An 11,497-nucleotide genomic window follows, 5' to 3' on the forward strand; every position below is an offset into this window, starting at 1 on the left:
CCGAGAAGACCTCGACACGATCATCGCACTCACCGTCTCAGCGCAGTCACCGTCTCAGCGCGCCGACTCGCGCAGCAGCAGCCAGATGAGGTACAAGCCGCCGACGGTGACGGTGACCACGCCGACCGGCGGACGCGCGCCGGCGAGCAGATACTGCGCGATCAGATCGGATGCCGCGAGCACCACGGCGCCGACCAGCGCCGATCCGGTCAGACTGAGCGACGGTGCGCGGCACAGCCGGCGCGCGATCTGCGGAGCGGCGAGTGCGATGAAGGCGATCGGCCCGGCGACCGCAGTGACGATCGCGGTGCTGAACACCCCGACCAGAACCATCAGGAGCTTGGTGCGTTCGACATCCACTCCCTGCGCGGCGGCCACGTCGTCACCCAGTTCCAGTTCCCGCATGCGGTGCGCGATCACCGGCAGAACCGGAAGCATGAGCGCGACCGCGCACAGTGTCGCGACGAGCGGAGTCCACGTGATCCCGCCCAGACTTCCCGCACCCCAGATCGCCGCCTGCAGCGCCTCGTCGAGGTCGGCGCGCACGCTGAACCAGTGATTGACCGAGGTGAGCACCGCACTGACGGCGATGCCGACCACGATCAACCGGAATCCGGCCATTCCCTGCCTGTACGCGAGGACGAAGACTGTCAGTGCGGCCAGTGTGCATCCGACGACCGCCCCGGCCGCGGTGGCCGCATATCCGGAGCCGCCGGCCATCAACACCACGATCACTCCGGTGTAGGCACCTGAGTTGATGCCGATCACATCCGGACTGCCGAGCGCGTTGCGGGTGATGGCCTGGAACATCGCGCCGCTGATCCCCAGACAGGCGCCGAAGAGAACCGACGCCAGAGCTCTCGGCGCCCGCCAGGAGAACACGAGTTCCTGCTTCCTCGACCCCTCGCCGCGCATGAGCGCGAGCAGGTCGTCGAAGCCGAGGCCGCTGCGCCCGAGAACCAGGGCGCCGACCAGCAGGGCCCCGATGAGGATCAGAAGTGCCGAGTTGACCACGACGGCGCGCCGGGTCACGCGCAGACCGATCGGCCCGGCGAGCACCTCCACCGTCCGGTGCGCGCTCATAGACGTCGCGTCCGTCGGACTAGCCAGATCAGAACCGGTGCGCCGAACAGGGGCGTGACGATCCCGACCTCCAGCTCTTCAGGCCGCACCACCACTCGGCCGAACAGGTCTGCCGCCAGCACGAGCACCGGGCCCGCCAGCGCAGAGAATGCGATCACCCACCGTTGGTCGGCACCGACCAGCATCCGGACCGCATGCGGCACCATGAGTCCGACGAACGCGATCGGTCCGGCCGCCGCCGTGGCCGCGCCGCACAGGAGGACCAGCGAAACCACCGCCGCGGCCCGCGTGAGCCCGAGCTGGGCGCCGACCGACCGCGCCACGTCATCGCCGAGAGCCAGCACGTTCAGCGAACGCGACGCAGCGAGGGCAAGGACGAGTCCGGCGACGATGAACGGCGCGACGAACTCCACCGTGCCCGGCGGCCGGTCGGTGATACTGCCGACACCCCAGAACCGCATGCGCTCGAAGCGGCTGGGATTCACCAGCGAGAGGCTCAGACTCAGTCCGTTGAGGACCGCGGTCAACGCGACCCCGACGAGCGTCAGCCGCAGTGGCGTGGCTCCGCCGGGACCGCGCGCGGCGATCGCGACCACCAGAACCGCCGCCACCACGGCGCCGACCATGCCGAGCCACACGAACTCGGAGATGGTCGTCAATCCGAGGTACGCCACGCCGACGGCGACCGCGAGGCCCGCGCCGGCGTTGACGCCGAGAATCCCGGGATCGGCGAGCGGGTTACGGCCGACTGCCTGCATCAATGCGCCCGCCACTCCCAGCGCCGCTCCGACGAGCAGTCCGAGCAATGTGCGCGGCAGGCGCACGTCCATGACGGTGATGTGGTCGATGGACTGATCGCGGTCGGTCAGCGCTGCCCACACGGTCGAGAGCGGCAGTGCCGCTGAACCGACGGCGAGACTGAGACCGCAGATGAAGACCAGCACGGCGGCCACTGCGATCAGCGCCGCCATGCGTCCGCCGATCCGGCGCTCCGCGGGTTGCCGCCGGCCCTGATCCGGCCGCACGGCCGTCTCGGTGCCGCTGTTCACTCCGCGGGCTCACACACGAGCGCCGAGACTCCCCACCCCAGCGCGGCCTCGTCGACGACCCGCCAGCCCGCATCGCGCGCGAGACGACCGAGTTGCTCGCGGTCGCGCGGTGCTCGTCCGACGAGAGCCAGCGAGAGAACTGCGTCCTCGGCGACGCGCGGACTCAGCGCGTCCGGAGAAGTGGATTCGACGATCACCAGCCTGCGCACCGCGGGCCGCGGAGCCGCTAGCAGCGCCACCGCCTCCTCGTCCTCGCAGTGCGCCAGCGCGCACGCCGCAATCGCCGTCTGAGCCCTCGGCCAGTCGTCGGCGAACAGGATGTCCCCGGCACCCGCGGCCTCCTCGAGGACGGCGCGTGGCGCGCCCTGAGCGACGACGGTGGGCACCGCACCGGGTCCGATCGCGCCCGCCGTCCGCAATCCCTGCGCGAGGGTGACGGCGCCGGGCCCGAAGAAGACCGGCGATCCGGTCCACAGCGCGGACAGCGCCGCAAGCGCGGGGATCAGGAACTGCAGGCGCTCGGCGTCCTCGATGAGTTCGGCGTACACAGCCGCGTCCGACGCGGCGAACCGAGCGAAACTCGTGCCGGTCCGGCGGCGCCACGCCGGCTCAGCCGCCGGGAGACACTCAGCCAGCTCGGTCAGCGCCAGGATCTGCTCGGCGCGTACGCCGTCGAACTGCTCACGCGCATGATCGTCGGTGAGGAGAACGTCGCCTCTCTCCCCGACTGTCAGCGCCGTCCCGTCGGCGCTCAGCACCCGGCACGCGATGAGCAGGTCGACGAGCGGGGCGAGCCGCTCATCCGGAATGCCGAGACGTCGCGCGAGCCCTGCGCGACCGATACGACCGGCGTCCACCGCCTCGATGAGTCCCAGTCGCAGGGCCGCTCGGATCGCGAACCAGGTCACCGGCGATTCCACAACCGCCGGTCCGGCGGTCGGCGCGCCGTCGTCCGCGGCGGCCTGCTCCGGGACGAGCTCGCGCAGATGCCAGTATCCGGTGATGTCGACGTCCCGTTTGGGCACCGCGAGCTCTCGCTTGACGTACTTGCGGATCGGCAGCAGGCTGCGGCTCTCCCCGGCACCCCAGATGTAGGGGGCACCGTCGAGCGGCACGATCCCCGCGACGGCATCGGCCAGGGCGGCGCCATCGCCCGGTTCAGCGCACACCCAGGTGATCTCGTCGTCCGGGCCGACGGGAAGGACCTGCTGTGCGACGGGGTCGGCGACGGCGAGGACGGCTCGGACCGGCCCCGGCACCGGTCGTTCCGTGAGGAATCGGCGTACTGCGGGCAAACCGGTCTCGTCTGCGACCATCAGCGTCCATGTCGCATTCGGCGGCACCACCGTGGACGACTTGGGCCCCACGATCCAAGGTCGTCACCGGGTCGCGCGGCGGCCGCCCAGGCCTCGGCGGGCCCCGCCGCCGATCGGTCCCCCGAATCGCTGTGAACGACGAAATCGAATGCGATGGTGCCCGCGTCCGCGTCCACCTCGACCGGCGTGTAGTCGCGCGACTCGCGCACCGGCGACGCCGTCCACTCGATACCGTGCGCGCGCTGCACCGGCAGCGCGTCGGCGATGTCGCCGCCCGGTGCGAAGATCAGCTTCACATGGTCGTCGAACCCGGGGCTGGCGAAGGCCGGAAAGAGGACACCGTCACGCTCGAAGGCCCCCAGTTCCTCGCCGCCGAGCCGCACGCGCCGCAGCCGCGGGTTGACGAGCTCGTTGGACTCCACGACCAGCCGTCGCAGGATGATCGGCAGCGGTGTGAGCCGCGACTGAGTCATCAGTGCTCCTGTCCCGGACCCGCTCCGCCGAACATGCCCTCGACGATGTCGAGCATCGCCATCGCCTCGTGGTAGTCGCTGCGTTGCACCCAGTACGGAAGGTCGTGTGCCTGCTTCTTCTGGAAGGCCGGCAGTGCCGCGTAGATCGGCTGCTTGGCGAGTTCGGCGACGGAGGTGACGTCGGCGTTGAAGCCCAGGACGAACACCGTGTCCTGATTGATCCACTGGCCCACCTGTTCGGTCGAGAGCGCGAAGCTGTCGCCGCCCGGGGTGTACGGCTGGAACCGGCCCGTCGCGAACAGCGGTGCGGGACGGAAGCCGAGCTTCGCGAACTCGGCGGGCAGCCCGCGCGTCTCGATGGGCACGTACACGTCTCCCGCCGCGGTGAGCGACAGGAAGGTGATCTCACCCTCGGGGACGGTGATCTCGTCGCGGACTTCGGCGACTCGCTTGTCGTAGGCCGCCGAGGCCTCGGCGAACTTCTCCGGCCGGTTGAAGACGTCGTCGGCGAGGAACTCGTATTGGTCGCGCCACTCGGTCAGATCTCCGCTCACCACGACGGTCGGCGCGATCTTGCTGAGTTCCGGGTACGCCGCGGTGGCGTGCTTGAGCGGAAATCCGAGACCACCTGCGACGATGAGATCGGGTTCGGCCTCCAGGATCGACTCCATGTCGAATCCGTCGTTGCTCCAGGGGAGGAAGGTCGTGCCCGCCTTCTGCGCCTTCTCGGCCCACGCGGCGTTGAACTCGTGCTTGCCGTCGGTCACCTCGGGGGTCGTCGCAACCACCGGGACGTCCATATCGAAGAGATAGCCGGCCAGGGCGTAGTTGAGCAGCACCACCCGCTTCGGTGCCACCGGGACGTCCACCTCGCCCCTGGGACGTCTTGACCGCACGAGTCTGTCCAGACGCATCGCCCCCGGACGTCGAACAGCCCCCGAGCGCCAGGGTCAGCACGGCGACCACGGCCAGCATCGTCGCAGGCAGTGCACGAGATCTGAGCATCACTTCCACCATCTCGGTTCGGCGCACGGCAGACGGCCCAGCGCGCACATCTTATTAGGCAAGACTAAGCTAATGGACCGAACGACCGGATTCGGTCCGGACGTGACACGATCTGCCGACCAACCTGACATGCCGGTCGCCGACACGATGAGAGGTGTGAACGATGGCCGAACGCGTACCGAGCCGCCTCGCGACCCTGGTCCCCGACGCCGCTCCGAAGTTCCTGGGGCACGGAACGCACAGCCACCACCTCCCGCACCTCATCTACGTCGCGGCTGGTTCGGCGACACTCGACGTCGCCGGTGAGCAGGTATTGCTCGCGGACCAGGAGGCCGTGTGGCTGGCGGCCGACCTTCCGCATTCGGCGCGCTACTCCCCCGGCAGTCTGGTCCTGGGCCCGCTGCTGTCGCCGACGACCACCCCACCCGAGCCGGTGCATCGGCTCGGCTCGGTGCCCGCTCTCACCGCCGTGATGACCGGTGTGCTCGGGGCAGCGCCCTCGACCGCAGAACAGGTCGCGGTGTTCCGCGAGGCGATCGAGGAGGTCCTGGCCGGATTGAGCGGCCCGTACTTCGCCCTGCCGATGCCGCGACATCCGGTGGCGGCCGCGATCGCGGTGGAGGCACCGCTGTCGGCACGGCCGCTCGACGAACTCGCCGACCGGCACGGAACGAGCGTCCGGCACGTCCAACGCCTGTTCGTGTCAGAGACCGGGATCCCGTTCCGGCAGTGGCGAGTCCGCGCCCGGCTCAACGTGGCGATCGACCGCCTGCGCGCGGGCTCCTCCGTCCGCCGCGCAGCGCTCGCGGCCGGCTACGAGACCGCGTCGGGCCTGCAGAAGGCGCTGCGGCGTGAGGCCGGCGTGGACGCCGAATCGATTCGATCCGTTCGCCGCACACGACTCAATTCTTAGCGCGCACCCGGTCGAGCGCGTCCGAACGCACCGCCACCGCATTCGCGATCAGCAGGTCGGCGGCCACCATAGCCGGACAGTAGTCGGCCAGCGTGGCCCACATCGCGCGACCCTCGTCGGTCAGCACCGGCTGCTTGAGCCGGCCGTACGCCTGCAGGCGCCCGATGGCCGCGAACGCCAGCGATTGCATCGAGAGCAGCATCCAGGGATTGCTGATCGTGTCGACGCCGTCGAGCGCCTCGTTGCGCGCGGCGATCAGGTCGTACAGTTCGGGCGAGGCGCGGCGTACATCGCGCAGCGTCTTGTTCACGTACCGCGGCGCCTCCAGGCTGACCGGATCGGTCATCCACTCGGCGCGGCGATGGAAGGCCTCGATGGTCGCCGCGGTCCGCATGTCGAGATCGACCAGCGGGCCGGGAACGATGCGGAAACGTTCGAACAGCGACTCCACCTGCGCCCGTGCCATCGCGTCGACGGCCAGCACGTTCCGGTCGAAGACACCGGTCCGCGGGTCCTCCATGCGGCCGGTCGCGATCACCCGGAGCAGATCGTCGCCGCCGCGTGTGGCCAGGTAGGACTGCAACTCGTCGCGCTGCGGACTGGCCGGGTCGACGATGGCCGAGGTCGCGAGGAGGCAGCTGACGTACGGGTTCGGGTGGGCGCCGTCGTACGGCTCGGGTGCGGTGAACACGCGCTCGGCCAGTCCCGACCGGATCAGCAGCGCCGGGATGCGCGAGGGCGCCACCGGGCTGTCGCCGAGGGCGATGAGCGAGGCGGTGGGGTCCGCGGTCAACAACTCATCGGCCGGAGCCCCGACCGCCTCGATCGGTGCCGCGTCGGGGGCGGGTGCCTCCACCTCCGCGGCCCGGACGGTGTCCAGACGCAGCCATTCGGCGGTGAGGGCGTCGGCGCCGGCTGCGGAGTCCGCCACCGGCGCCTGAGAGGTGGACGCCGAGCGCGCCACGCGGGCCACCTCCGCCTCCTCGGAATCGCCGTGCTCATCCTCGATCAACGTGACGAGGCTGCCCCGCAGAAGCCGTTTGGCGGCGTCGACGACCGACCTCGCCGCGAGGGTGAACTCAGTGCCCGCGCGGGAGTCGGCCGCCCATTCGCGGACGATGTCGCCGTCCCCGTCCAGCAGCGCGAACGACACGTCCACGGCGCCGGGCACCCGGACGGTGAGACGACCGGCACCGGCGTCGTCGACGCCGATCGTCGGCAGTGAGGTCTGCCAGGCCGATGGGTGGCCCGGATGCTCGAAGCGGATCTCGGCGTGCGGCGGACGGATCAGCAGCGGCAGATCGTCGTCGCCCGCATGGACGGTCGCGACGCGTTCGGTGTCACCGGGACCGAACGCCAGTTCGCCCTCGTCGATCTTGAGTCCGGTCTCGGCGACGAGTTCGCTCACCGATTCCGCGAGTCCGTCGGCCTGCGGCAGTCGGACGACGGGATCGTGGGTCACCTCGAGCCCTTCGGCGAGCACCACCGTCAGTCGCCGATCGAGTCCGTACGAGTCGCCGGCGGCGATCTCGAACCGTCCCACCAGGGGTTCCTCGAGACCGTCGAACGGGTCGGCCGAGGTCACGTAATCGGCAGCGGCCCACGGATAGTCGATCAGCCAGTCCAGGTCGCCCGCTCGCCGCACGCGCACCCGCCACTCCTTGGTGTCGTCTCCGTCGTGCGCGGGCAGATCCACCAGCGGGCGTTCGCCGTAGACGGGATCGCCGTCTGCCGTGGTGACGCCCGCGATCGGCTCCGGGAGCGCGTAGGCCGGCGACTCCACCGGCAGGATCCGGCGCGTGCGCCCGGCTCTTCCATCGCGTTTCAGGGTCAGTTCGGTGTGCCCGGCAAGGTCGACGGTCCGCAGTTCCCAGCCCTCCCACGGGGCGGGCACGGTATCGGTCACGGCGATCTTCCTCCGTGTGCCCGAGACCAGGTCGGCGTCGCGCGGCATCAGGACGAGCACCTCTCCCGCCGGCAGCGACTCGAACCGCGAGATGCGACGGCCGTCGTCGGCGAACACGATGATCGGGTCGGCGGGATCGAACAGAGGTACCGAGCGTCGCACGCCGGTGTCGAGCCGGATCAGGACGCTCTCGCGCACCGCGACGCCGATCGGAAGTGCGATCGCCTCACCGGCCGGAACCGCGAGTTCCTCCGGGGCGTCGCCGGTCCACACCCGCCACACCGCGGCGTCGTCCCGCGCGGGAACCACGATCCGCACCTCGCCGTCGATCGCGTCGAAGCGGAGGTCGGGCGCGCGGTGGCGGCACAGGTCGCGCGCGGCGGCATCGTCGTTCAGGAAGGGAGTGCGCCGCACTCGGTCGAGCACCGATTCGAGCATCGCCCGCGGGAGATCCGCGGTGCCCGGAGTGATCGCGTCCGGCGTCCAGGTGTCCGGATGCACGACCGTCGCGAGCAGAAGTTCGCACAGGCGATTGAGAAGACCGACGGCCACCTCGGGGGCATGCTGCAGCAGCACGCGATAGTCGGCGGGCAGGGCGCGGCGCCGGTGCTCGAAGCCCTGCTCGGTGAGGCGTTCGAGAACGGCGACGCCGGTGGGCTCGTGCCCGGCTGCCACATGATCCTCGATCACCCCCACGAGCGCGTCCACCGTCGGCACGGTCGGACCCGCGTGGAGCTTCAGCAGCGGCACCACCGAGCTCTCGCGCAGCGACGGCACGTCGCGGAGCCCGCATTCGCGCAGCAGGTCGCCGATCAGCTGTCCGACCACTGTCTCGAACGCCGGATCCCGATCGCGGCCGATGGCGTCCCAGAAGTCCGGCCAGTAGTCGCTCTTCGGGTCGGTCCGCAGCGCCGCGTGACCCACCAGCCCGGCGAGGGTCAGAGCGGGGAACCGCATCAGCAGGGCGATGTACGCCCCCGGCGGGATCTCCCCCATCAGGGCACCGATCTGGCCGCGGGCGCATCGATACTGTCGCGCGTCGAGGTCCGCGTCCAGTACCAGCCCGTCGGCGGTGAAAGCGTTCCGCAGCTCGGCTTCGAATCCGGTCGCACGATCAGTCACCGAAGTGGTCATTCGAGCGTTCTCACCACACCTTTTCGCAACGTCTACCGACCCCGGGGCAGGGCCGCACCAATGGGTGGCGATCAATTGGGGAGGCCACCGAGACAGACGGACATTACCCGGTGCCGAGAGCTTTCCCCGAACCCGCTTCGAGGTCTGTGTCCATGTTCACGCGGGCTTGACGAACGCCTCCCGGACACGCTCACCGTAAGTCGACTGATGGCGCTACGAGAGCATCACGCCGGGGTTCAAGAGCCCCTTCGGATCGACGGCCGACTTGATCATCTCCATCAGGTCCATGACGTCGTCGCCCACCTGGTCGCGAAGCCATCCCTTCTTGAGCCGGCCCACACCGTGTTCGCCGGTGATGGTGCCGCCGAGCGAGATGGCGAGGTCCATGATCTGGCCGAAGGCGCGGTTGGCGCGGGCGGTCTCCTCGGCGTCGGCGGGGTCGTGAACGATCAGCGGATGGGTGTTCCCGTCACCCGCGTGGGCGATCACCGAGATCAGCACGTCGTTCTCGGCTGCGATGGCGCCGACGCCGTCGATCAGATCCGGCAGGGCGGGCAGCGGCACGCCGACGTCCTCGAGCAGCAGCGCGCCGATCCGCTCCACCGCGGGGATCGCCGCACGCCGCGCGGCCGTGAACGCCTCCGACTCGACCGGATCCGACGTGGCGAAGACCTCGGCGGCCCCGCAGGCGCCGAAGGCCTCCTCGATCAGCGCCACCTCCGCCGCACCGGCGGGTCCCGGCGCGTCCGACTGCGCCACCAGCAGGGCGCCCGCGTCACGATCGAGGCCCATCTTCAGCATGTCTTCGACGGCGTTGATCGAGACGCCGTCCATGAACTCGAGCATCGCCGGCCGGATCTGGGACGTCACCGCCAGCACCGCCTCGACGGCCGCCCGGACCGACCCGAACGAGCCCACGACCGTGCAGGCCGGAGCCTGTGGCGGCAGCAGTCGCAGTGTCACCTCGGTGACGATGCCGAGCAGGCCCTCGCTGCCGACGAACAGCTTGGTCAGTGGCAGGCCCGCGGAGTCCTTCAACTGCTTGCCGCCGAGCCGGAGCGCCCGGCCGTCGGCCAGGACCACTTCCAGGCCCAGCACATAATCGGTGGTGACCCCGTACTTCACGCAGCACAGCCCACCGGCGTTGGTCGCGACGTTGCCGCCGATGCTGCAGATCTCGAACGACGACGGATCCGGCGGATACCAGAGTCCCTTCTCGGCCGCGGCCGCCTTCACCTCGGCATTCAGCATTCCCGGCTGGGTGACGGCGGTGCGGGTCGCGGTGTCGACGGTGAGCTGCCGCATCTTCTCGGTCGAGATCGTCAACGCGCCGTCGACCGCGGTCGATCCGCCCGACAGGCTCGTTCCAGCGCCCCGGGTGATGATCGGCACGTCGTGGGCCGCCGCCCATCTGACCGCCGTCTGCACGTGCTCGGTCGTCATCGGCCGCACCAACGCTGCCGGTGTCCCCGCGTCCGGGTCGTTGGCGCGGTCGTATCGATAGGCGCTCAGCACGTCGGGGTCGGTGATCACCATCCCGCGGGGCAGCGACTCGATCAACGACGTCAGGTCCGGTGCAGTCATGGGTCCACGATAGGCAGCACCGGAGTGTGCGGACCGGTGAACGAACCCTTGACCGGGCCTCGGGCACCACATAGCGTTCGGCAGAGAGAGTTTTTCCGTTACCCGCGGTTACGTAAATTTCCGCGGCTTGCCTCGGGAGCAGTCATGGAGACCTTTTCGCGAGCCGGCTTCACCTTCGACGTCGCCGACGCGGGCACCGCCGACAACGGCACAGTCGTTCTGCTGCACGGCTTTCCGCAGACCTCGCAGTCGTGGACCGGAGTATCGGAGCGATTGAATCAGCGGGGCTACCGCACCATCGCGCCGGACCAGCGCGGCTACTCTCCCCGCGCCCGTCCGCGCAGGCGAGTCGAGTACCGCATCGGCGAACTCGTCTCCGACATCGAGTCCCTCATCATCCAGTCCGATGCGCGGCAGGTGCATCTGGTCGGCCACGACTGGGGAGCGCAGGTGGCGTGGATGCTGACCGCCACGCGACCGGACCTGGTCGCCACGCTCACCACCGTCTCGGTGCCGCATCCCGCGGCCTTCCTGAAATCGATGCTGCAGAGCGACCAGCTCCGCCGCTCCTGGTACATGGCCGCCTTCCAACCGCCCCGCCTGCCGGAGCTGCTGATCGCCCGGAAACCCGAGTTCTTCGACCGCATGCTCGCCTCGACCGGCATGGACGATCAGATGATCGCCGACACCCACCGGCAGATCATCGACTCGGGGGCACTGACCGGCGGCCTGAACTGGTATCGCGCGCTTCCGTTCGGCCGCCCCGGCGCTCTGGCGCGCCGCATCACCGTGCCGACCACTCACGTGTGGGGCGCAGGCGACACCGCGTTGGCGCGCCGCGGCGCCGAGCTGGCCGGAGACTACGTCGACGCCGACTTCCGGCTCCGGATCCTCGAACACGCCAACCACTGGATCCCCGAACAGAACGCCGCCGAACTGACCGAGATCATCCTCGACCGGATCGAGAACTGAGAACTGTGAAAACTTTGGCTCCCGGAACGGTGTGAGAGACCGTTCCGGGAGCCAAAGTTTCT

General features: G+C 69.8%; 9 protein-coding genes. 2 read left to right on the plus strand and 7 right to left on the minus strand.

Annotated features, from left to right (window positions below; translation table 11 throughout):
• Window positions 1-54: 54 nt before the first annotated feature.
• From ACK8HH_RS12020 to ACK8HH_RS12040, 5 genes are read right to left on the minus strand one after another with little or no spacing between them, the layout of a single operon-like run.
• Window positions 55-1,083 (minus strand): FecCD family ABC transporter permease, encoded by a 1,029-nt coding sequence (locus ACK8HH_RS12020; RefSeq protein WP_006897818.1) that lies wholly within the window; start codon window positions 1,081-1,083, stop codon window positions 55-57.
• Window positions 1,080-2,132 carry an iron chelate uptake ABC transporter family permease subunit gene (locus ACK8HH_RS12025; protein ID WP_045539855.1) on the minus strand — a complete coding sequence of 351 codons (1,053 nt, stop codon included), beginning with the start codon at window positions 2,130-2,132 and terminating at the stop codon, window positions 1,080-1,082. The genes ACK8HH_RS12020 and ACK8HH_RS12025 overlap by 4 nt, the downstream gene beginning before the upstream one ends.
• Entirely contained in the window at window positions 2,129-3,499 is a 1,371-nt protein-coding gene (locus ACK8HH_RS12030; protein WP_412475218.1) for a siderophore-interacting protein, read from the minus strand. Before ACK8HH_RS12030 ends, ACK8HH_RS12025 begins: the two co-directional genes overlap by 4 nt.
• Complete coding sequence (locus ACK8HH_RS12035) at window positions 3,448-3,921, minus strand: siderophore-interacting protein (protein WP_052692453.1); 474 nt, start codon at window positions 3,919-3,921, stop codon at window positions 3,448-3,450. Before ACK8HH_RS12035 ends, ACK8HH_RS12030 begins: the two co-directional genes overlap by 52 nt.
• Window positions 3,921-4,778 carry an ABC transporter substrate-binding protein gene (locus tag ACK8HH_RS12040; protein WP_231650309.1) on the minus strand — a complete coding sequence of 286 codons (858 nt, stop codon included), beginning with the start codon at window positions 4,776-4,778 and terminating at the stop codon, window positions 3,921-3,923. The genes ACK8HH_RS12035 and ACK8HH_RS12040 overlap by 1 nt, the downstream gene beginning before the upstream one ends.
• Window positions 4,779-5,089: 311 nt before the next feature.
• Here ACK8HH_RS12040 and ACK8HH_RS12045 point away from each other — a divergent pair, with 311 nt between their 5' ends.
• Window positions 5,090-5,839 (plus strand): helix-turn-helix domain-containing protein, encoded by a 750-nt coding sequence (locus tag ACK8HH_RS12045; RefSeq protein ID WP_412475219.1) that lies wholly within the window; start codon window positions 5,090-5,092, stop codon window positions 5,837-5,839.
• Here ACK8HH_RS12045 and ACK8HH_RS12050 read toward each other — a convergent pair.
• Entirely contained in the window at window positions 5,829-8,867 is a 3,039-nt protein-coding gene (locus ACK8HH_RS12050; RefSeq protein ID WP_412475220.1) for a hypothetical protein, read from the minus strand. The genes ACK8HH_RS12045 and ACK8HH_RS12050 overlap by 11 nt on opposite strands.
• Before the next feature lie 225 nt (window positions 8,868-9,092).
• On the minus strand, window positions 9,093-10,463 hold the full coding sequence (locus ACK8HH_RS12055; protein ID WP_222111580.1) for an FAD-binding oxidoreductase: 1,371 nt from the start codon (window positions 10,461-10,463) through the stop codon (window positions 9,093-9,095).
• 144 nt (window positions 10,464-10,607) lie between these two features.
• On the opposite strand from ACK8HH_RS12055, the gene ACK8HH_RS12060 reads away from it, so the two are divergent.
• Complete coding sequence (locus ACK8HH_RS12060; RefSeq protein ID WP_062366589.1) at window positions 10,608-11,435, plus strand: alpha/beta fold hydrolase; 828 nt, start codon at window positions 10,608-10,610, stop codon at window positions 11,433-11,435.
• Window positions 11,436-11,497 lie beyond the last annotated feature (62 nt).

It is taken from the genome of Gordonia sp. LUNF6 (assembly GCF_047041125.1).
Taxonomy (GTDB): Bacteria; Actinomycetota; Actinomycetes; order Mycobacteriales; family Mycobacteriaceae; genus Gordonia; species Gordonia sihwensis.

Bases quoted from the DNA above. Each gene is read 5' to 3' on its own strand.
- ACK8HH_RS12020 (WP_006897818.1), bottom strand. From the start codon at position 1,083: ATGAGCGCGCACCGGACGGTGGAGGTGCTCGCCGGGCCGATCGGTCTG.
- ACK8HH_RS12035 (WP_052692453.1), bottom strand. From the start codon at position 3,921: ATGACTCAGTCGCGGCTCACACCGCTGCCGATCATCCTGCGACGGCTG.
- ACK8HH_RS12045 (WP_412475219.1), top strand. From the start codon at position 5,090: ATGGCCGAACGCGTACCGAGCCGCCTCGCGACCCTGGTCCCCGACGCC.
- ACK8HH_RS12055 (WP_222111580.1), bottom strand. From the start codon at position 10,463: ATGACTGCACCGGACCTGACGTCGTTGATCGAGTCGCTGCCCCGCGGG.
- ACK8HH_RS12060 (WP_062366589.1), top strand. From the start codon at position 10,608: ATGGAGACCTTTTCGCGAGCCGGCTTCACCTTCGACGTCGCCGACGCG.